The 21,693-nt window shown below is 63.3% G+C and carries 16 protein-coding genes and 1 pseudogene; 6 read left to right on the forward strand and 11 right to left on the reverse strand.

From position 1 onward, the window contains the following. Positions 1-70: 70 nt before the first annotated feature. A complete protein-coding gene (locus tag C8N32_RS13425) occupies positions 71-754 on the forward strand; it encodes a rhomboid family intramembrane serine protease (protein ID WP_107893494.1) in 684 nt (227 codons plus the stop codon). Here C8N32_RS13425 and murJ read toward each other — a convergent pair. The 3 genes from murJ to C8N32_RS13440 are packed head-to-tail and all read right to left on the reverse strand — an operon-like array spanning position 745 to position 6,225. Beyond that, entirely contained in the window at positions 745-2,289 is a 1,545-nt protein-coding gene (gene murJ / locus C8N32_RS13430) for a murein biosynthesis integral membrane protein MurJ (protein ID WP_107893495.1), read from the reverse strand. The genes C8N32_RS13425 and murJ overlap by 10 nt on opposite strands. Continuing rightward, positions 2,289-5,090, reverse strand: coding sequence for a [protein-PII] uridylyltransferase (locus C8N32_RS13435; RefSeq protein ID WP_107893496.1), 2,802 nt, complete (start codon positions 5,088-5,090; stop codon positions 2,289-2,291). Before C8N32_RS13435 ends, murJ begins: the two co-directional genes overlap by 1 nt. Beyond that, the gene (locus C8N32_RS13440) at positions 5,050-6,225 is read right to left on the reverse strand and encodes a penicillin-binding protein activator (protein WP_107893497.1); all 1,176 of its coding nucleotides are present in this window, start codon (positions 6,223-6,225) and stop codon (positions 5,050-5,052) included. The genes C8N32_RS13435 and C8N32_RS13440 overlap by 41 nt, the downstream gene beginning before the upstream one ends. A 96-nt stretch (positions 6,226-6,321) precedes the next feature. Here C8N32_RS13440 and rsmI point away from each other — a divergent pair, with 96 nt between their 5' ends. Genes rsmI through gshB form a run of 3 tightly spaced genes read left to right on the forward strand, consistent with a single transcriptional unit; the run spans position 6,322 to position 8,512 of the window. Continuing rightward, positions 6,322-7,176, forward strand: a complete 855-nt coding sequence (gene rsmI, locus C8N32_RS13445; protein ID WP_107893498.1) for a 16S rRNA (cytidine(1402)-2'-O)-methyltransferase — start codon at positions 6,322-6,324, stop codon at positions 7,174-7,176. Then, positions 7,173-7,517, forward strand: coding sequence for a YraN family protein (locus C8N32_RS13450; RefSeq protein ID WP_107893499.1), 345 nt, complete (start codon positions 7,173-7,175; stop codon positions 7,515-7,517). The genes rsmI and C8N32_RS13450 overlap by 4 nt, the downstream gene beginning before the upstream one ends. Positions 7,518-7,576: 59 nt before the next feature. Next, the gene (gshB, locus tag C8N32_RS13455; protein ID WP_107893500.1) at positions 7,577-8,512 is read left to right on the forward strand and encodes a glutathione synthase; all 936 of its coding nucleotides are present in this window, start codon (positions 7,577-7,579) and stop codon (positions 8,510-8,512) included. Between the two features lie 45 nt (positions 8,513-8,557). On the opposite strand, the gene C8N32_RS13460 is transcribed toward gshB, so the two are convergent. Then, the gene (locus C8N32_RS13460) at positions 8,558-9,259 is read right to left on the reverse strand and encodes a class I SAM-dependent methyltransferase (protein ID WP_244905925.1); all 702 of its coding nucleotides are present in this window, start codon (positions 9,257-9,259) and stop codon (positions 8,558-8,560) included. 146 nt (positions 9,260-9,405) lie between these two features. Here C8N32_RS13460 and C8N32_RS13465 point away from each other — a divergent pair, with 146 nt between their 5' ends. Continuing rightward, on the forward strand, positions 9,406-9,804 hold the full coding sequence (locus tag C8N32_RS13465) for a hypothetical protein (protein ID WP_146159720.1): 399 nt from the start codon (positions 9,406-9,408) through the stop codon (positions 9,802-9,804). After that, positions 9,801-10,349, forward strand: a complete 549-nt coding sequence (locus C8N32_RS13470) for an HXXEE domain-containing protein (protein ID WP_107893503.1) — start codon at positions 9,801-9,803, stop codon at positions 10,347-10,349. The genes C8N32_RS13465 and C8N32_RS13470 overlap by 4 nt, the downstream gene beginning before the upstream one ends. On the opposite strand, the pseudogene C8N32_RS13475 reads toward C8N32_RS13470, so the two are convergent. From C8N32_RS13475 to C8N32_RS13505, 7 genes and pseudogenes are all read right to left on the reverse strand, one after another. Continuing rightward, a pseudogene (locus C8N32_RS13475) lies at positions 10,339-10,664 on the reverse strand (integrase core domain-containing protein); the annotation flags it as partial. The gene C8N32_RS13470 and the pseudogene C8N32_RS13475 sit on opposite strands and share 11 nt — an antisense overlap. Before the next feature lie 353 nt (positions 10,665-11,017). Then, entirely contained in the window at positions 11,018-12,088 is a 1,071-nt protein-coding gene (locus C8N32_RS13480; protein ID WP_170106810.1) for a tellurite resistance/C4-dicarboxylate transporter family protein, read from the reverse strand. A 159-nt stretch (positions 12,089-12,247) separates the two neighbouring features. After that, the gene (gene narI / locus C8N32_RS13485) at positions 12,248-13,783 is read right to left on the reverse strand and encodes a respiratory nitrate reductase subunit gamma (RefSeq protein WP_107893505.1); all 1,536 of its coding nucleotides are present in this window, start codon (positions 13,781-13,783) and stop codon (positions 12,248-12,250) included. After that, positions 13,780-14,478, reverse strand: a complete 699-nt coding sequence (locus tag C8N32_RS13490; protein WP_170106811.1) for a nitrate reductase molybdenum cofactor assembly chaperone — start codon at positions 14,476-14,478, stop codon at positions 13,780-13,782. Before C8N32_RS13490 ends, narI begins: the two co-directional genes overlap by 4 nt. A 2-nt stretch (positions 14,479-14,480) precedes the next feature. Continuing rightward, positions 14,481-16,031, reverse strand: coding sequence for a nitrate reductase subunit beta (gene narH / locus C8N32_RS13495; RefSeq protein ID WP_107893507.1), 1,551 nt, complete (start codon positions 16,029-16,031; stop codon positions 14,481-14,483). A 3-nt stretch (positions 16,032-16,034) separates the two neighbouring features. Next, on the reverse strand, positions 16,035-19,808 hold the full coding sequence (locus C8N32_RS13500) for a nitrate reductase subunit alpha (protein ID WP_107893508.1): 3,774 nt from the start codon (positions 19,806-19,808) through the stop codon (positions 16,035-16,037). Then, positions 19,805-20,644 (reverse strand): hypothetical protein, encoded by an 840-nt coding sequence (locus tag C8N32_RS13505; RefSeq protein WP_107893509.1) that lies wholly within the window; start codon positions 20,642-20,644, stop codon positions 19,805-19,807. Before C8N32_RS13505 ends, C8N32_RS13500 begins: the two co-directional genes overlap by 4 nt. Positions 20,645-21,693 lie beyond the last annotated feature (1,049 nt).

Consider the following 21,693-nt stretch of genomic DNA (forward strand, 5'->3'; position numbering starts at 1 on the left):
TCCGTCTGGAAATTGCTGTGCGACGGGCTTACCCATGGGAGGGAACCCCGTCAACCAAAGGCCGTGCCGCATGTCTGATCCCAACGCCCCTCCGCTGAACCCCCTGCCGTCCGTGGTGTGGCTTCTGGCCCTGCCGGTCATCGCGATGGAAATCGTCCTGGGCGCGGGTGCGCAGGGCCTTATCGGCGGACCCGAGGCCGTGGGCTGGCGGATGAGGGCGATGGAACAGTTCGCCTTCTCGCCCCGCGTGATGCACTGGATGCTGGGCACCGGGCAGTTCCCGCCCGGCCACATGGCCCGGATCGTCACCTACCCGTTCGTACATGCCAGCTTTACCCATGCGCTGTTCGCGCTGGTGTTCCTGCTGGCCCTGGGCAAAATGGTCGGGGAAATCTTCCGCGCCTGGGCGGTGGCGCTGATCTTTTTCGGTTCGGCCATCATGGGGGCGCTGGTCTACGGGGTACTGTTGCCGCAGGCCGCGCCGCTGGTAGGGGGATACCCGGCAGTCTATGGCCTGATCGGGGCATTCAGCTTCCTGATGTGGGTGCGGCTGGGGCGAACCGGGGCCAACCAGTACCGGGCGTTCTCGCTTATCGCGATGCTGCTGGGCATCCAGCTCTTGTTCGGGCTGCTGTTCGGCGGCCCGCCCGATTGGGTGGCGGATCTGGCGGGTTTCGTCACGGGGTTCGTCCTGTCGCTTCTGGTCGGCCCGGGGAGCTGGGGCCGTGTGCTGGCGAAGCTGCGTCAGCGCTGACGCTTCAAGGCGTTGCGAAAATCGGACAGGTGGAACGCGCCCAGAAGGTGCCCAAATCCGAAGTAGCTGACAATGCCAAGTGCGATCAGCAGGGCCAGCGCCCCGTAGCGCAGGGTATCGGCCTTCAGCCACGGGGCAAGACCCCACGCCCCGCCCCACAGGCAAAGGCCCATCAGCGCCGAGGCCAGCACAATCCGCGGCGCTCGCCTGATCAGACGCTCATCGAACGTTGCAGCCATGCCCATCCTGCGTGACCCCAGCCAAAGCTGCCCCACCATCGCCCACCCCGCCGCCGTCGTGGCCAAAGCCGCCGCGATGAAACCGATGAAAGGCGCCAGCCCGATGGCCAGCCCCGCGTTCACCCCCATCGCGCCGACAGCGTAATAGAACGGCCGGCGGGTATCGGCGCGGGCGAAGAACAGCGGTTGCAGAACCTTTTGCAGGACGAAAGCAGGCAGGCCCGCCCCGTAAACCGCCACGGCCAGCGCGGTTTGCGCGGTGTCCTGGGGTCCGAACGCGCCCCGTTCGAACAATACGGAAACCAGCGGGCCGGGAATAACCATCAGCGCCGCCGCCGCGGGCAGGGTCAGCGCCAGCGCGAATTCCGTCGCCCGGTTGAGCGAAGCCCGCCCGCCGGCCTCGTCCCCGGCTTTCAGGCGGCGGGACAGGTCCGGCAGCAGTACCACGCCGATGGCGATGGCCACCACCCCCAGCGGCAACTGATACAACCGGTCGGCATTGTAAAGCCAGGAGACCGCGCTGTCGAAATAGCTGGCCACCTGCCGTCCGACCAGCAGGTTTACCTGCACCACCCCCCCGGCCAGCGCCGCCGGTGCGGCGATAATGGCGAGTCGCTTGAGATCCGGTGTCAGCCGGGGCAGATGCGGGACAAGGGTAAAATTCGCACGGCGTGCCGCAATCCAGACCAGGGCCAGTTGGGCTATGCCTGCCACCGGCACGGTCCAGGACAGCGCCAGGGCCAGATCGCCACCGGTCAGGGCGGCCCCCACCATTGCAGCGATGAACAAAACGTTCAGCAGCACCGGAGCGGCAGCGGCGGCGGCGAAACGCCCGGCGGCATTCAGAACCCCCGAAAGCAGCGCCGCCAGCGAGATGAACAGGATGTAGGGAAAGGCGATGCGCCCATACAGAACAGCAAGGTCGAATTGTTCCTGCCCATAAAAACCGCTGGCCATGGCCAACACCATCCATGGCATTGCGGCCATGGCCAGGAGCGTCAGCACGATGAGAATTCCGCCCAGTGCGGAAAAAGCATCGCGCGCAAAACCCTCCGGATCGTCCCCGGATTCCAGACGCTTGGAGAACATGGGAATGAACGCCATGTTGAATGCGCCTTCAGCGAAAAAGCGGCGAAACAGGTTGGGCAGCGAAAACGCCACTACGAACGCCTGGTGCGCCGGGCCCGTGCCCAGCCATGCGGCGATCAGGATGTCGCGCACAAACCCGAGGATGCGGCTGGCCAGTGTCCAGCCGCCAACCGTCACGAACCCCTTGACCAGACGGATGGGGCGCATCAGCCGTAGGCCCTTTGCGCGCCTTCTTCGATGGCGGTGCGCAGCTTGCGCTCCAGCGCCGTACGTTTGGAGGCGGAATGCAGTTTCAACCCGAACATGTCCTTCACGTAGAAGCTGTCGACCACCTGTGCGCCATAGGTCGCGATCACGGCGGAGGCAATATAGATATTGCTTTCCGCCAGTACGCGCGTCAGGTCATACAACAGGCCGGGGCGGTCACGGGTGTCGACCTCGATGATCGTGTATATTTCAGATCCGTCGTTGTCGAAGGTGATCGATGTCGGGAAGCGGAAGCTGCGCTCCCGCTTTTTCAGCTTGTCGCGATCGGCCAGTTTCTCGCGCGGGCGAATTTCGCCCATCAGCGTTTTCAGGATCGTCTCGCGCAGGCGGGGCAGGCGGGCGGCGTCGTAGGGCGCGCCTTCACCGTCCTGAACCCAGAACACCGCGGTCGCGTAGCCGTCCTTGGTGGTGTAGGTCCGGGCATCCACCACGTTGGCCCCCGACAAGGCCAGCGCCCCGGCCAGGCGGGAAAAGATGCCCGGATGGTCGGCCAGAACGAAACAGGCGCGGGTGGCGTCATGGTCGGGGTCGACGTCTAGGTCGATGCGGATTTCGTTTTCGCCGATTTCCCTCAGGAGGCGGGCGAATATGACGTGGCTGTCGGTTTGCAGCCCTTGCCAGTACGGGCCGTAGTGACGCGAGGTTTCGGCGCGCAGGGCTTTCCTGCTCCAGTCCGGCAGGGCGGCACGCAGGGCTTTTTTCGCATCGGCATCATGCTTGTCGCGATTGATGTCCTCCAACCCGTTTTCCAACGCGTCGGCGGTTTTGCGGTACAAGGTGCGCAGCAGCTGCGCCTTCCAGTTGTTCCAGGTGTCGGGGCCGACGCCACAGATGTCGCACACGGTCAGAACAGTCAGCAGATCCAGCCGTTTGCGCGTTTTCACAGCCTTGGCGAAATCGCGCAGGGTGCGCGGATCGGAAAGGTCGCGTTTTTGGGCCATATCCGACATCAGCAGATGATAGCGTACCAGCCACTCGACGGTTTCGCATTCTTCGGGTCTGAGTCCCAGCCGCGGTGCGACGCGCCGGGCAATGCGCGCCCCGACGATGGAATGCTCCTCCGGCCGGCCCTTGCCGATGTCGTGCAGCAGCAGGGCGGTATAAAGCACCTTGCGGTTCACCCCGTCCGAAAGGATCTGGCTGGTCACGGGCAGGTCGCCTTCCAGTTCCCCCCGTTCGATTTTTGCCAGCGTGGAGATGCACTGGATCGTGTGTTCGTCTACCGTGTAGTGATGGTAGACATTGAACTGCATCATCGCCACGATGGGCTCGAATTCCGGGATGAAGGCCGATAACAGGCCCAACTCGTTCATCCGCCGCAGGGAACGCTCCGGATTCCCGTGCTTGAGCAACAGATCCATGAAGATGCGCTGGGCTTCCCGGTCGGTGCGCATGTCGTCGTCGACAAGGTGCAGGTTGGCCGAGATCAGGCGCATTGCGTCCGGGTGGATCAGTGTTCCGGAACGCAGGGCCTCCTCGAACAGGCGCAGGATGTTGAGCTTGTCTTCAAGGAACTTCTCCGGGTCGTCCACATCCAGCCGCCCGTGGACCAGCCGGCAACCGGGTGTGGCGCGGCGGCGGCGAAACAGGCCCAGCAGGCGCGGTTCCTTCTTGAGGTGGGCGGCCTCGAGCTTGGTCAGCAGGATCCGGGTCAGGTCGCCCACGGCGGTGGCATGGCGAAAGAAATCCTGCATGAAATGTTCGACCGCGCGGCGCCCGCCATGATCTGTGTAGCCCATGGCGGCGGCCACTTCGATCTGCATGTCGAAGGTCAGCTGATCCATCCCGCGGCCCGCGATCAGATGCAGATGGCAACGCACGGCCCACAGGAAGGACTCCGCCCGGTCGAAAGCCTGCCGCTCCTCGGAGCGGAACAGGCCGAGGCGTTCCAGTTCCGCCACGCTTTCGACCCGGTGCACATATTTCGCGATCCAGTACAATGATTGCAGGTCGCGCAGGCCGCCCTTGCCCTCCTTGACGTTGGGTTCCAGCATGTAGCGCTGCCCGCCCTGCTTGCGGTGGCGCTCGCTGCGTTCGGTCAGTTTGGCCTCGATGAAGTCGCCCTCCGAGCCGCTGAACAGGTCGTTCCAGAGCCGCTCTTTCAATTCCACCGCCAGCGGCGCATGGCCGCCGAGAAAACGATGCTCCAGCAGTGCGGTGCGGATCGTATAATCCTCCTGCCCAAGCCGCAGGCAATCCTTTACCGTGCGGCTGGCATGGCCGACCTTCAGGCGCAGATCCCACAGGATGTAGAGCATGGATTCGATCACGCTCTCGGCCCAGGGGGTAACCTTGTAGGGCGTCAGAAACAGCAGGTCGACATCGGAAAAGGGCGCCATCTCACCCCGGCCATAACCCCCGACGGCAAAGACGGCCAGCCGTTCGCCCTCGGTCGGATTGGGCAGGGGGTGCAGGCGCTCGGTGCAAAGCGAAAGCGCCACGGTCACGATGGCGTCGGTCAGGTAGGTATAGCTGCGCACCGTCGCACGGGAGTCGAACGGCCTGGCGCGGAACGCATCGGCAATCTTCGCCCTGCCGCGTTTTTGCGCGTCGCGCAGCAGGCGCACGATCACAGTCCGCAGGGTGCGGGGGGAGACCTCATCGCCGGCCTCATCCTCCAGCGCCGCGAAAAAGGCGGTGCTGTCGAAGATGTCCTCCGGCGGGCAGATCAGCTCAGCGAAGGGTCGGGCGGACGCGGGGTCAGAACCCGGCGCCGCCAAAACGTCTTGGGGCAGGGTCAATCACGTAAACCTGGTTGTCGCGGATCTGGGCCACGGCGAGGCCCCGTTCATTCGTGCCGTCATTATGTAGCCGGAACACACCGTTCACGCCCACGAAGCCCGCGCCCTGGGTCAGCCCTGCGGCGGTGAGGGCATTGGCCTTGCCCTGCCGCACCAGCGCCCCGATCGCGGCGATACCATCATAGGCCAATCCGGATATCGGATGCGGCGCGTGGCCGTAAACGCTCTGGAAGCGGGCTTTGTAGCGGGCGCTCAGGTCCGGGTCCGGCAGGGCGAACCAGCCACCCTGAACGCCGGGCAGGGCCACGGTGGCAGGCGGGATGTCCCATCGGGTCAGGCCGATATATTGCGTGACATTGCTCCCCATGCCGTTTTCCCGCAGGAGTTGGGTGACCAGCGGCAGCGCCCCGGCGCTGTCGGCGGTCAGGAAGAGGGCTTCGGCCCCGTTTTCACGTGCGGCGGCAGACAGGCGCGGCGCGGCCTGCACGACCCCGTTTTGGGAAAACTCGTAAGAGCCCACGCCGACAACGCGCCCGCCGCTGCTGGTCACGGCGCGCTCGATCGCGGTGCGGCCGACTTCCCCGGCGAGGTTCTGGCCATGAATCACCATGATGTCGTCACGCCCCTGCCGAACGGCGAAACGGGCCAGCCGCCGGGCGGTGGAATCGAAGGTCTGACCAAGTATGAAGACGTTGCCACCCGCGATTTCGGAATTATTGGAGAAACTCAATACATTGACGTTCTTGCTGGCCACGGCCAGCCCGGCGGCGTTGGCGGCCTGGGCATAGACGGGGCCAAGAATGATTTTTGCGCCCTCCTCAACGGCGGTCTGTGCCACCTGTGCGGCGCGGGCGGGGTTCCCGGCGGTGTTGTAAACCCGCAGTTCGATTCTGGCGCCGCTGAGATCCGCCATTGCCAGCCGGGCCGCGTTCTCCAGGTCGCGCGCCAGAATGGCGTCTCCCCCCTGTCCGGAGCCGCCGGGCACCAGAAGCGCCACGGGGACGGGCTTGTCCGTATCGATCCGTTGTCCGCGGCTGGGCAGGTTTACCGTATCGCAGGCGGCCAGACCCAGCACCGAAAGGGCGATCGCCGTCCCCGCGACCATCTTGCGGGCAGAAGAGAAAAGCGCGAACATGAACAACTCCCAGAAAGATGGGCTCGGGCCCCCTTTGCGGATGGAGCGTAAGCCGATATGCCCGTCAAGTAAATGTCCTGATCCGCTGGAGGCCCCTTGCAAGACCCTCACCCTCTTTCCGCCGGTCTCTACCTTGTGTCCACGCCGATTGGCGCTTCGCGGGATATCACCCTGCGTGCGCTGGACATTCTGGCCGCCGCCGACGTGATCGCCGCCGAAGATACCCGCACTGTCCGCCACCTGATGCAGATCCATGGAATCCCGGCGGGGGAGCGCCCCTTCGTCGCCTACCATGATCATAGCGGCCCCAAGGTGCGCGCGCGGCTGGTTGAGGATATCGCGCAAGGCCGCTCCGTCGCCTATGTCAGCGAGGCGGGTACGCCGCTGGTGGCGGATCCGGGCTACCATCTCTGCCGTGCGGTCATCGAGGCGGAACTGCCCGTGACCGCCGCGCCGGGGGCTTCGGCACTTCTGACCGCGCTGGCGGTGGCGGGGTTGCCCACGGACCGGGTATATTTCGCCGGGTTTCCCCCGGCGCAAGAGGGCGCGCGACGGGCCTTCCTGCGCGACCTTGCCCGGACACGCGCAACGCTGGTGTTTTACGAATCGCCCCGGCGCGTCGCCCGCCTGTTGGATGAACTGGCCCAGGTGATGGGCGCCGGGCGCCCCGCTGCGGTCTGCCGGGAACTGACCAAGAAGTTTGAGGAAATCAGCCGTGCGCCACTGGGCGCGCTGGCCGAAAACTATGCCGGGCGTACCGTGAAAGGCGAAATCGTCGTGCTGGTGGATCGCCCCGGCGAGGAGGAAGAAGTCAGTGCGGAGACGCTCGAGGCCGCCTTGCGCGCTGCGCTGCAAACGCGGTCTCGCAAGGATGCCGTGGCCGAGGTCGCCACCGTGCTGAACCTGCCCCGGCGGCAGGTCTATCAGGCCGCGCTGGAGTTGAAGGAATGACCGGCTACCATGCCGGACTGGCCGCCGAGGGCATCGCCGCCCGTCATTATGCCGCCCTTGGCCTGTCGGTTCTGGCCCATCGCTGGCGTGGGAAAAGTGGAGAGATCGACCTGATCCTGCGCGATGGTGCGGGGCTGGTGTTTGTCGAGGTCAAGCATTCTACCAGCTTTGCCTGGGCGGCATCGCGCCTCTCGCCCCGGCAAACCCGGCGGATTTGCGCCGCGGCATCGGAATTTCTTGCCACCCGGCCGCGCGGGCAGTTGACGGAATGCCGGTTCGACGTTGCGCTGGTGGACGGGCAGGGTCGTGTCGAGGTGATCGAGAACGCTCTGATGGCCTGACTTGCAAACAGAGGCGCACCGGGCCATGAAACGGAAACACGCAATAAGGGGCGACGCCTGTGAGAGTTGCAATCCAGATGGACCCGATCGCCGGGATCGACATTTCCGGTGACAGCACCTTCCGCATTGCCGAGGAGGCGCAGGCCCGCGGCCACAGCCTGTTCTACTACCTGCCGCAGCATCTGTACTGGCAGGCAGACCGCGTGATGGCGCGCGGTCACGCGCTGGAGGTGCGCCGCATGACGGGCGACCATTACACTCTCGGCCCGGAGCAGGACGTGGATCTGGCCGGCTTCGATGTGGTCTGGCTGCGGCAGGACCCGCCCTTCGACATGGGATATATTACCACGACCCATCTGCTGGAGCACCTCACCCCGCAGACGCTGGTGGTGAACGATCCGTTCTGGGTGCGCAATTTTCCCGAAAAGTTGCTGGTTCTGCGATTCCCGGAACTGATCCCGCCCACGGTCATCGCCCGCGATCTGGATGTTCTGCGCCGGTTCAAGAACGAACACGGGGATATCATCCTCAAGCCGCTTTACGGCAATGGCGGTGCGGGGGTGTTCCGGCTGGACCCGAGCGACCGCAACCTGTCCTCGCTGCACGAGCTTTTCACCGGCATGAGCCGTGAGCCCCTGATCGCACAGAAATACCTGCCGGACGTATCGAACGGAGACAAGCGGATCATCCTTGTCGACGGAGAGCCCGTCGGCGCGATCAACCGGGTGCCGGCCGTGGGAGAGACGCGCTCCAACATGCATGCCGGGGGCCGGCCCGAAGCGGCGCAGATCACCGCGCGCGACCGGGAGATTTGCGCCGCCATCGGCCCCACACTGCGCGAGAAAGGGCAAATCTTCGTCGGAATCGACGTGATCGGCGACTACCTGACCGAAATTAACGTCACCTCTCCCACCGGGTTGCAGGAGTTGGAGCGGTTCGAGCAAACCAACCATGCCGCCCGTGTTTGGGAAGCTATCGAGGCACGGTGCGCCTGACTCCCGCGGCTTTTACCGCACTGCGCCTTTCGCGATCAGAATGGTCTACCGGCCTTTACGCAAAAGAACGCGCCGCGATTTCGGTGGCGAGGGAAGATCGTGCAGACTGCCGAGACGGGCGAGATCTTCACCTTGCTGAGCGGCCTTTGCCTGGCGAAGGTCCAGGATGACGGCCCCTGAAGGGGTCACGGACTCCCGGAAGAACTGCATGTACGCCTCTGCGGGATAATGGAAGCCGCAAGACAGGAAACTGACGGCCAGGTCGACCCCCGTCTCGGTTTCCGGAGCACGAACGGCGGGGTTCAGCGTCATGATCCGGTCGGAGTTGATGCCGTTCGCCTCCAGCAGGCTGCGCGCGGTTGCCAGGCTGGAATAGGCCGCCCCGAACTGGCGAAAACCGAAGTGTTTCCGGCTGTTCTGCTCAAGATCGATCAGCAGAACGTCGCAGTCCATATCCTGCAATGCAAACAGGTCGAAGAAAGCATATCCACAGCCGATATCGGCGAGGCGGCGCGGGGCGATTTCGGCCAGAACCGGCGCGATCTCGCGATATTCGCGCAAGATAACCGCCGCCGCACGTCGGGCGATTTCCTCTCCCAGCCGGGCGACGGCGTCCCGGATCGGGCCTTCGTCATCGTTTTCCCACGCCTTGATGATCCTGCCGGGACGGGGCAATCCCGCCAGCACTTCGGAGCGTTGCAGCACAAGGTTGACAAGGTCGCCTTCGTCGAGGGCGCTCAGATCCAAACGTTTGATTGCAGGGTCGCAATCGTAGCCAGGGGGAAACATGTTTTCCATGGGGCACCAAAACTTGATAAGATTCAGAGTAATTAGGATATTTTTTGAACCTATGCAAAGATACCCTCAGGGGCCAGGTCTATCTGGGGCTTACGTTGAACGAGACGACCTTGAAGCTGTTGCGGTCCGGGATCATCCCGATCGGGCTTGGCCAGACGGATCTTGAACGGTTCTACCGCACATGGGTGGCGAACCACGCCATGTTGCGCAGTGCCTGTGACCGTCCGGTGCTGAACACCAATGCGTTCATCCTGAACGTGACGGAACCGGAATGCCCGGCGATCCTGCGCAAGCTGGCAATCAACGACACACCGCCCGCCGCATGGGTGCGCGACTTTGGCGGAACACTGACATCCGACCGGGTGCCCGGCGATCACTATACCGCATTCTCGGCGCCGGAAAATGCCGCCGCCGTGGCCCGCAAGTTCCATGCAGCACTGGCGGGGGAAGACCTGTGGACCAAGGCACCGCGGGTCGCTGAGATGGTAGCATGAGCGCCACGATGCCCCTTGTCTGGAGCAGCCTTGGCTGTGTCGGTGCATTCTGGCTGCACAATGCCGAAGAATGCATCGGCATGGAACGCTGGACCTGCGCGCATTTCGCGCCGGACGTTGCACGGCGCTACCGGACACGGGCCTTTGTTCTGGCTGCGGGCCTACTGGCGGTGTCTTATACCACCCTTGCGGCGGCCTATCTTGCGAAATGGCAGATCGGGTTTCTGTTCCCATTTGCCACTGGGGCGATTTACGCAAATGCACTGCTGCATGTCTTCGGGCGGTTCACTGCGCGGATGAAGGACATGCCAGGGTACTGGAGTGCGCTTTTGCTGCTTCTGCCCAGTAACATTGTCTGGGCATGGCAGGCTCAGGCCAATGCTCTGATGACCTGGAGCAATTTGAGCCTTTGCCTGTTCGTCGGTGCGTTGTTGCAAGCACCACTGGCGGCAGGAGCGATCCTGATCGCGCATTTTCTCACTCCTGACAAAAGGATTAGGTGGCCTGCCCCTATCGGGTGGTCCGGTTTCAGTCTTAGTGCATGACGGGTCTTGGTGCCAAGGCAGATGCCTGCGGCGGGGCTGATCCCTGGTCTCGAAACGGTGCCCAGTGAACGGCCTCCGGCGCTGGTGGCCGATAGCCCAGGGACGAGTGAGGCCGCGCCGTGTTGTAATGGACCCGCCACGCCTCGATCACCACGCGTGCCTCGGCCAGCGAGTAGAAGATCTCGCCGTTCAGCAACTCGTCCCTGAGCTTCGAGTTGAAGCTCTCGCAGTAGCCGTTCTCCCACGGACTACCCGGTTCGATGAACGCGGTGTTAGCCCCACCGCGTCGATCCAGTGCCGCACCGCCTTGGCCACCGATCGGCCCTGCGATACCAGTACGTCGACCTGCCTCAGCTTCGCGACGATCTCTTCCGGCTTGTGCCTCTTCTGTCCCATTCCTTCGTCCTCCAACTGGCCCGAAAGCCTACTTCAGGGAGGACCACTTTTCAGGGGGCAGACCAGTCACGGCATCACCCCGCCTCAAGGCAATTAACGCAACAGTCCCGGCGTTTATGGGTCTGCCGTCGCACGGACCGAGGCCGGATCGGCCAGCCTCCCCTGCCCGCCCAGGGACTGTTCGCATTTGTCTGCCAGCACAGCTTGTGGTCGTCGGCGATGTCCGGGATCCGGTCCGTCAAGGGTAGTGGGCGTCAGAACTGTCAGAGCCGTCATTCGTCATCGGCGGCGTCCTTCGTACTGGCAATGTCGCCAGACCCGCCGAACAATCCGACGATGTGTCGCAGCAGACCGGCGCAGGCCAGCGACCAGACCGCAACGGCGGCGATGACTGAGACGGGTGGAATGCGAGCCAGCAGATCCAATTCGGCGGCGCGCGCCAGTTGTTCGGTCGACAGGGTGTACATTCCGAGCGGAAACACGATGCCCCAGACTTGTACGCCGTAACGCAGGGGCGTGCGATGCACCACATGAACCCAGATGCCGAGAACCACCAGAAGCGGGATCCACCAGGTTCCCACCGCCCAGAAGAAGAGCGAGAAGCCGAGCAGGAACGGGCGGAACGAGGCCAGGATGGCGACGTCGCCGGCTTGCTCCGCAAGCATGGCTCCAGACAAGGTCGTGATCGCCGCGGCGCCCATCCCGATCCAGTAAGGCCAGCCGATCTCTGCCGGCGTCAGCCGGACAAAAACGAGCCGGAAGAAGATCAGGGATATGATCGGAATGTAGAGCATGCAACCGACCAGAAAGAACACCAATGACGCGAGCAGCAGCAACTCACGCTGTAGCGGAAACTCAGGCGCCAGCGTCCCACCGAGCGCCGCTACGGCCTGCGCCCCCACGACTGCGAGAAGCCACAGTCCGTTCAGTCCGCGGCGCAAGGTTGGCTTTGTTCTTGCCGTGATAAGGGCGGCCAGCACGGCGTAGTTCACAAAGAACCATAGTCCCGCCGCGACCACGTAGAACGCGCTCGCGATTCCGGGTTGGCCGCCGAGGCGTGCGAGTTGTATGGCGAAGACGCAGACGCCGACGACGGTCGTGAAAAAGCCCATAGCCGCGCCATGATCACGCAGGTCTGCTGCGGCCCTGCTTCGATGGCGCACCAGGCGCAGTGCAGTCAACCCCAACAGCGCCACGAAGAAGCCCCCGTTGAGCGCGAACAGGGCAAGAGACAACCGGGTGCCGCCCATCACATGGACGGCCATCGAGACACTTCCCGTCGCCATCACCAGCGCGAAGGACGCCGGCGACAGGTCGGCAGCGGAGCAATCTATGATCTGCACGAGCGTGGGGGCTGCGGGCCGCTCTGTCGCGGATGCCTTCGGCGGTTGCGATGGCGTGTCGGCGGGGGGGGGCACGCGGGACATGCTTGCGGAGTCTCCGTGGCTCCACTTCCCGCCCCCCGAAAGATCTGGGGGCGGGAGGCTGAGACTACCGCCCGACTACCGGGGGCCGGTTGCGGCGACGAGGGCGCCGGGTGGCAGAAGTTCGTTTTCCATATAGGCCACGATCGCCCAGATTTCATCGGCTGTAAGCGCGTCGCCGAAAGACGGCATCAGCCAGTGATCGGGGCCGTCGGGGATCCCGGCAGCGATGCGCCGGTAGAGCGCGGCCGGGCTGGACCCACTGCGCAGCGCATCGCGGCGGAAGTTCCGGGGCGACACCCGCAAGCCGTCCACTTCAAGGATGCCGCTGGCGGCTTCGCCATCGCCACGGCCCCGTTCGCCATGGCACGAGGCGCAGCTCAGCTGGTACAGTTCAGTGCCTGCGGCAATCAGGTCCGGCGTCGTCTCCGGCCGCGACGGCACCTCGATCCGCGCACCGCTTTCGGGCCGGTCGAGCCACAATTCGTCCAGGACTTCTACCAGCGAGGAGACCTGCGCCTCGCTGAGCGACGCGAAGCCGGGCATGCCGGAACCCGGCAGACCGGCAACGATCACCCGGCGCAGGTCCGCATCGGTCGCCACGCCGTTGTCACTCGAGACATAGCGATAGCGCCCGCTGACGAGATCCCGCGGTGGACCCGAGAAGGTCGGCGAACCCGCCCCCGGTCCGTCGCCCTGTCCCTCCAGCCCATGACAGCGCGCACATTGACTGACGAAGAGCGGATAGCCCGTCAGGACGTGCCCGCCGTTCGTCACGGCGACGTCGATTTCATCGGCACTGGTGCGGGCCTTCGCGGTCGGAACCAGCCCGTTGTCGCCCGGTCCGGGAAGCAGGAAACCGATCGTCAACAGCCCGACCACCGCCACAACCGCCGCATAGGTCAGATAGCTCTTGTCCGAAACGAGTCCGAACTCCCAGCGATTACGGAACTTCATCGCCGTGGTTCGCAGCACCTGGTAGGGCCGCACGAAGTAATTGATGGGCAGGGTCCAGGCGTGGATCAGCTTGGTGAAAGGAAAATACGCGGCGAACGTGAAGGCAAGAAACACGTGGATTTTCGTCAGAAGCGGCGCGGAGTCCATCAGCTCCGGCTGTGGCTGGAATCGCCAAAGGCTGGCAAACCATGGTGCCGCCGTGAAGGAAACCCCCCATATCCTGTGGACGAGGGCCTGGAAGATCGCCACTCCAAGGATCGCGATCAGGAAGAGATGCACGATGTAGTCATCCGGCTGGCTCATCGCGCGCATCTCGGGGACGCGGATCCGCCGCACCAGCGCGATCACGGAGCCGGCTATCGCCGCGAGACCTCCGGCCGTGGCCATCAGGAAGAATGCGCTGACCCATCCACCGGCCCCCATCACGCCGCCGATCACACCGGCAATATGGCCGAAGAATGTGAGGAAGATGCCCCAGTGGAGGAGATGCGCGGCCAATCCCAGCGTATCGCGCCCGTGGAAGATCCCGCTGGCGCGGGTCGTCAGGCCGAACGGTCGGTAGATCATCCGCAGAAAGGGAATGACGAAGAACAGCGTCACACAGACGTAGGGAAAGATACCCCAAAGGAAGTAGTTGGAAGTTAACAAATCATTCATGGCTTCTTCCTCCCGTGGGTTTGCTGGGGTGTGGATTCGGGCATCTCGCGACGCTGGGGAATGGTTGCCTCGACTTCGGGAGGCAACCAGATCGGGTCATCGGACATGCGCTCCAGGTCCTCCTCGACGACAAGCTGCAACGCGTCGAAGAGCATGTCATAGGCACACTCGTACTTCTGGAGCGCCTTGCGCAGGGGCGCGATGCCTGGTTGAATCAGTGTGTCCAGCAGCCGCCGGCGCAGGCCGATCCCGTCATGTTCGGAGCGTTCGATGCTGATCGCGAGGAATTCGAGCGCGACCGGGACATAATCGGGGAGTTCGCTATCGCCCAATTCGAGACCGAAATGGGCGTACACGGCCGCCAGTTCAATCATGTAGGCATTGCGCCCCGACGCCCCGGCACCGCGGCATGAACTCGGCTCCTCGTACATGTAGGCGCCGAAATACAACGGACAGGGCGGCGACAGTTCCAGCGTCTGCGTGTACTCGTCCACATCGCGGGAGGCAGGAGAGGCGAGAAAGTCCTCGATTATCTCGCCTGGCGCGGAGCCGGCGATCTTGCCCCGGTTCAGGTCGATCCTGTCCTTGTCGCGGAACTCCGGGTTCACGAGCAGTTCTGCAATAAGACCGTAGGCGGCCCCAAGGTCCCAGCACGCCGGGGCTATCAAGGTCTCTACTCTGGTGGGTTCGGACATCATCAGCTTCCCACCTCCTCGCGATTTCCGTGGAACTCGGTCCTGCGGTTGGGCGCGCTGCCCGGGTCCATCAGATCGAAACCGGTGAAGCCGCGTTCGAGATATGGTGCGTCCGCCGTATCTTCGGAGCGCGCAGTTGCGATCACGAAACGTTCGTGGAAATGCGCCAGAGCGAGCAGACGGTGCATGTGCCGTGCGTCCTGAATGGTCAGTCCCACCTGCGCGAGCACCGACTCATCGATGCGGCCCTCCACACGTTCCAGACGCCGGAACTCCCGCACCGCAAGCTGGCGCAGCAGTGCCGTCTCGACCTGGTCCGTATTGCCCGCCGCCAGAAGCGTCGCGAGATACTCGATCGGAATGCGGAATTCCTTGAGTTGTGGCAGAACGGTACCGCCATCGACCATGTCCATGGCGTTCCGCCCGTTGTCGACATGCGACGTTTTCACGGGACTCTCCGGCGGGATGTAGAAGAGGCTCGGAAGGGTCCGGAACTCCGGGTGCAACGGCAGTGCGATCTTCCATTTCTTGACCATGAAGAACACAGGCGAACGCCTGCATGCCTCCATCCAGTTGTCGGAGATCCCCTGGCGCCGGGCCTCCTGAATCACTTCCGGGTCGAAGGGATCGAGGATGATTTCACGTTGCAGATCGACAAGCTTGTCCTCTGGGGCATTCGCAACTTCGGCGACGCGATCAATATCGTAGAGGATCGGTCCGAGATAACGGATGCGCCCGACACAGGCCTGAAAGCACATGGGGGGCTGCCCGGTTTCGATGCGGGGGAAGCAAAGGATGCACTTCTCCGACTTGCCAGTCCGCCAGTTGTAATAGGTCTTCTTGTACGGACAGCCCGACACGCAGTAACGCCAGCCGCGGCAGCGATCCTGATCGATGAGGACGACGCCGTCCTCTTCGCGCTTGTAGTTCGCCCCCGACGGGCAGGATCCGACGCAGGCCGGATTGAGACAATGATTGCAGATGCGCGGCAGGTACATCATGAAAGAGTCCTGGAATTTCAACAGGGCCTTCTTTGCCGCTTCGCTCATGTCCTTGAAGTTGTAATCGAGTGCGCCGGTGCCCTCGTAATGGGTGCCCGCCGCGTTATCCTCCCAGTTCACGCCGTAGGTTAGGTCGATGTCTTCCTCGGCGGTGATCTGCGATTTTGGCCGGGCAACCGGCTGGGAGTACTTGGTCGGCGTTTCCGAGTGGAGATCCTCGTAGGTGAAGGTAAATGGTCCCTTGCCGTAGTATTCATCCATCTGCGGCAGCACAGGATTGTAGAACAGGTTGATCATTTCCCAGAACTTCGACGCCTGGTTCAGCTTGGGCTGAGCCTGGCCGGGATTTTCCTTCCAGCCGCCCCGATACTTGTCCTGGTTCTCCCATTCCCGCGGATAGCCGACCCCCGGCTTGGTCTCCACGTTGTTCCAGAACATGTATTCCGCGCCTTCGCGGTTGGTCCACACGTTCTTGCAGGCGATCGTGCATGTCTGGCAGCCGAGACATTTGTCCAGGTTAAACACCATTGAAAGTTGTTTCTTGATGCGCATCAATCAGCCCTTCCCGAGTTTGATTTCATGTTCCTGGTAGATGACCTTGCGTCCGTCCGCCTCGGGCGGCTTCTTCCGGATGAGAACGGCGCAGTCGCGTTCCGATGGGCTCGTGCCTTGGTAGTTCAACCAATACGTCCAGTTGGCATAGCCGCCGACCATCGTCGCCGGGTTCATCATGATGCGGGTCGTGGCGTTGTTGTTGCCGCCACGAAGATCCGTTGCCCCGCGCTCCCGCGCCAGTGAGGAGAACGGCACGTTCACATGGCGTTCGGTCTGATGGTAGACGATCGACATGTCGCGCGGGACTGTGTGGCTGACCACCGCACGCGCGACCTGGATTCCGTTTTCATTGAAAATTTCGACCCAGTCGTTGTCCTCTACGTCAATCTCCTTGGCGTCGTCGTCGTTGATCCAGACAGTCGGACCGCCGCGGAACATGTTCATCATCTGCCAGCTGTCGTGGAACATGCTGTGAATGCCCCATTTCTGGTGCGGCGTGATGAACCTGAACAGTTTTGCCCCTTTCATCTTGAGATCGTCGGCCGAAACGTCGCCGATGCAGACCATGTCCACGGGCGGTTTATAGGTCGGAAGGTCCTCGCCAAGATCGCGGAACATCTTGTGGTCGTAGTAGACCTCCTGCCGCCCGGTCAGGGTGTGGAAGGGCTTGAGCGCCTCGATGTTGAGCGTCCACGGGCTGTAGGTGCGCCCCTTGGTCTCGATCGCCGACCAGTGCGGCGAGGTCAGGCTGCGCCGCGGCTGCGAGATCAGGTCGGGGAAGTGATAGGCAATCTCGCGATCATGCTCGACCAGATGGGCGAGCGGAACCCCGGTGCGTTTCTCGAGTTTTTTGAAGATCTGGTAGGACAGTTCGCCATCGCTTTCCGGCGACATGCGCAGGATCGTCTCGCAGACCTGCCGGGCGTTGTGGAGCGAAGGCTTGCCGCTCTTCTCACCGACGAGATAGCTGTCCTTCAGTTGCTCGTAGACTTCCGCCAGGTCGCTCTTGATGCCCTTTGCGCCATAGCCGTTCGGTTTGGTCACCTCCGGCCCCAAGGTCGTGTATTTCTCGTGGATCTGGGTGTAGTCACGCTCGATGACCTTCACATTCGGGAAAGTCTTGCCTGGGACCGGCTCGACCTCGCCCTTCCACCAGTCCTTGAGCTCGCCCATGGGCTGCGCCAGTTCGTCGGGCGTGTCGGTGTTGAGCGCGGTCATCACCAGATCTTCGACCGGCTCGGGCAGGTGCTCCTGCGCCAGGTCGCTGATCTTCTCGGCGATGATGCGGAATGCCTCCCAGTCATGCTTGCACTCCCACGCCGGGTCATGCGCCGGGGTAAAGGGGTGCAGGAAGGAATGCAGATCCGTGCAGGTGACGTCGTCCTTCTCGTACCAGTGCGCCGTCGGCAGGACGATGTCGGAGTAGTTCGCAGAAGAGTCCATGCGCAGGTTGACGTTGTAGATCAGATCCAGCTTGCCGAGCGGCGCCTCCGTGCTCCAGTCGATCTCGTGAACCATGTCCTTGGCGCGCTCGTCCCCGCCCAGGACGTTGTGGTGGGTGCCGAGCATGTGCTTGAGGTTGATCTCGTGGCCGCGCATGCTGGTACCGATCAGGTTGCCGCGGTAGATCCACAGAACCTTCGGGTGGTTCTTCTCGGCGTCCACGTTGGGCAACGCGAACTTGAGCTCGCGATCCTTGAACTTTTTCGCGACCCATTCGCCCACGGCGGTGTCGGAATCCACCCCCTCGGCACGAGCTTCCTTCATCACGTCGAGCGGGTTCTTCTCGTCGAACTGCGGAAAGAACGGCAGCCAGCCGTTGCGCACAGCCACCGCGTTCATGTCGGCGGAATGGTTGGCGCGGGACGGCATGTCCGTGGCGCGCGGTGCCCAGAGCGGGTCGAGGCTCATCCCGTCATAGCGCCACTGGTCGGTATGGAAATAGAAGAATGAGGTCGAGTTCTGTTGCCGGCCCACATTTCCCCAATCCGCCGCGCCGCCGATCGTGCCGATCGCGGCGAAGTTCCGGATTTTCTCCGTTCCGACATAATGGGCAAAGCCGCCACCGTTGCGACCCTGGCAACCGGTGAGGATGCCCATGACCGCCTCGGCACGGTAGGTGAGCGATCCGCCATGATACCAGTGCAGGATGCCCGAGCCGGTGATAAACAGACACTTGCCCTGCGTCTTCTCGGCGGTGTCCGCCCATTCCCGGGCTACGCGGATGGCAAGGTTCCGGTCAACGCCGGTCTCCTGTTCCTGCCAGGCGGGCGTATAGGGACGCTCGGCGTCGTCATAGTCGGCCGGATAGCCATCGCCGGACAGGCCTCGGCGCACACCGTACTGCGCCAGGAGAAGATCATAGGCAGTTGTAACGCGGACCTTCGAGCCATCTGCGAGCGTCATCACCTTGCTCGGCACACCGCGCATCGTGGGCGTCGCCTTGTTGCCGCGCAACTGCGTGGTGCCGAGCTCGACATTGTAGGTGTGGGTGAAGTCGGCGAACTCGACCTGCACCTCCTCGTAATCGCCGTCCATAAGGGTGAGACGCGGCTCATAGGCCTCGCCGGTGCGGGCGTCCTCGTTCTTCAAGTTCCAACGGCCGGTGGTCTTCTCCTCCCAGCGGAAGCCGACGGAACCGCCCGGCAGCCGCAGATCGCCGTTCTTGTCGAACAGCGGGAACTTCCACTCGCCCAACTCCTCGTCGGAGTAGTCGCCCAGATCGCTGGCGCGAAGGAAGCGGCCGCTGCCGTAGTGGTCGCCCTCTTCCTCGAGGATCACGAGGAACGGCAAGTTGGTGTACTGTCCGACATAGTCGAGGAAGTACTCCGAGCGCCGGTCGACGTGGAATTCCTGCAAGATGACGTGGATACAGGCCATCAGGAAGGCGGTATCGGTCCCTGGACGAACCGGAACCCAGAGATCGGCGAACTTCGTGACGTCGGAATAGTCGGGCGACAGGTTGACGAGCTTGCCGCCGTTGTACTTGTGCTCCGAGGCGAAATGCGCGTCCGCCGTACGCGTCATCGGCAGGTTCGAACCCATGACGATCCAGTAGGCGCTCTGATACCAATCGGCCGATTCATGCACGTCGGTCTGATCCCCCCAGATCATCGGCATGACGTGCGGCAGGTCGTGGTACCACTCGTAGAAGCTGAGCATCGTTCCGCCCAACAGGTTCGAAAGACGATGACCGGACAGAAAGCTGACCATGCTCATCGCCGGAATCGGCGAAAACGAGGCGAGGTGATCGGGACCGTATTGCTTGATCGTGTAGATCTTGGCGGCGGCAATGATCTCGGCGGCCTCGTCCCAACTCGTGCGGCGCCAGCCGGCCTTTCCGCGCGCATTGCGGTATTTCGCGGATTTCTCGGGATTCTCGACAATCGCCGCCCAGGCTGCGACGGGGTCCTTGCCGGCCTTGCGTTCCTGCCGGTAGTAGTTCAGCAGAACGCCGCGCACATACGGGAATTTCGGGCGCACAGGGCTGTAGGGATACCAGGAAGAGGAAATACCCCGCTGGCAACCGCGCGGTTCGTAGCTCGGAGTGTGGTCGTTGATCTGCGGCCAGTCGGTCTTTTGCAGTTCCCAGGTGATCATGCCGTTCTTGACGAAAACCTCCCAGGAACAGGAGCCCGAACAGTTGACGCTGTGGCTCGTCCGGACCGACTTGTCGTACTGCCAGCGCCTGCGATAGAAATCTTCCCACTTCCTCGGCTCGTTGAGTTCCCTGAACCACCGGGATGTCTTCGTGCCTTTGAGTACTTTGTTCATTTGCCGGGTTCCTCCGCAGTTGGCTGTGTGTCCGCCTCGGTTTCCAGAGCAACCGAGAACGCTTTGATGAAGGGACGAAAGTCGCGAACGGTCCCGTAGACCGCGATCACGGCGTTGCGCGTCTCGTCGAAGACCAGATTGACCGCCTCTGACCGGCCGACCGGGTGCGGCGATGCACCTTCATGGTCGATCCAGTCCTCCCGCATGGCCTGCATCGAGACGTAGAACAGGCCGCCGAGGGGATGGACCTGCCACCAGATGCGGTAATCCCAGTCTCCAAGCCTGATCTCGTGCTGCCGGGTTGTTTGCGAGGCGTCATGGGGGTCGATGTCCCACTGGAGCACCGAAATCCCGGATGAATAGTCCAGCGTCTCACGCGGGCCGGCCAGCGGGTCGGGCCCTCCCGGACGGTAGCCGGCCCGTTCGGCCAGATCCTGGCGGCCAAGCACGGTCGCAAGAAGCTCGTCCTCGGGAAGCTCATCCATGGAGACCATGCCATCTTCCAGATACTCCGCCTCAAGGGGTGTCATCCGCCGCGCGCGGGGCGTTTCGCAACCGCATCCCTCTTGCTGGATCTGGCCATGATCCGGACCGGCGTTGATCCCGTTCATGCGCACGTCGGCGAAACCGGCCTCGCTCAGCACGCCGCGGATGCGGGTTTCGACATCTTCGAGCGCCCGCCCCTGTCGGCCACTCGGGAGTATCTCGAGTTCCACACGTGGCCAGTTCGTAACGATTCGACCGATCAGCCCTTCTTCGACGATCCCCTGAGACGCGCCCGGGAAACGGACTTCGCGCAAAATGTCCCGGACCCGGCTCTCGTTCATCAATTCCATCGGTGCAGCCCTCCGTCGGCGCGTGGCTTTGCGGACAAGGGGTCTCGGGGTGCGTACTTTTTCATTTCCGTCCTCCCGCTTCGTTCGCCGGTTCCTGAGCGCATTCCGGACCCGTGCACTTCCAGGCGTTGGGATCGCGTCGTGCTACCGCTATCTTCAACCTCGCAAATGCCGTGCCAATTCCGCTTTCGAGATCGCAGCACCGCGCATCTTTCTTGCGGAAATGTCCGCAGGAGGCTGAGAACGCCCGAACCGGGACGCGACAAATCCGTCGTTGCGGCCGCGTCCCGGCGGTCGTTGTCAGGGGTGACCGCCTGCAAGGCGCACAAGGGCAGATTCGATGCGACGCGCGGGCCATCGGCAGAAGCCAATTGGCCGCCCTTTCACGGCATGACCGGACAATCTGACCCACATGCCCCAACTGTCCCATGGGCTGCGATCAGATCGTGATGGCGTGTCACGACCGGTCTTGTCCGGAGATTCCGACCCGGCGCCTGACGCCATCATCCTCCGGGCACGCCACGCCTCCATGCCGGAAACCGGGAAATTCGCGATCGGGCTGGTCGCGGACACTATCGACCTGTATGGCCGTCAAGCGCATCAAGGGATTGCGCCCCGCTCCGGGCGCTGTACCGCGCCGGCTCGGGCCGCTCGGATGAATCGGCGATTTCAGAACGCTCCGGGTCCGGCGTGACTTTGGCAACGGAGCGTCGGGCGCCGATGCCGCGACCTCGCGCGACGACCTCGGTCCGCGCGGGCAAGCCGCGATGCAAGGCGCGCCCCCCAACGGGCGCGCCGCCAGGAGCGCGCACATGCAAACGCGCAACGGTCCAGTGCCCCGGAGCGTTGGCCGCACCGCAGCCCGCGGTCCCTGATCGCGACCAGCCGTCTCCGGCGGCTGCTTTTGGCCCGCCCGGACCGGTCAGCGGTAGTTGGCACGACTATTGCGGTCTTCATGCTGGGAAAAGTGGCTGCCAAGGGGGGGCGCCGTCTTGCCGAAGCGCGCACTGACGTCCCCCCACTTTCACATCAGAGGAGTCGAAACATCA

Origin of the sequence: Rhodovulum imhoffii (genome assembly GCF_003046545.1) — a bacterium.
In the GTDB taxonomy this organism is placed as follows: domain Bacteria; phylum Pseudomonadota; class Alphaproteobacteria; order Rhodobacterales; family Rhodobacteraceae; genus Rhodovulum; species Rhodovulum imhoffii.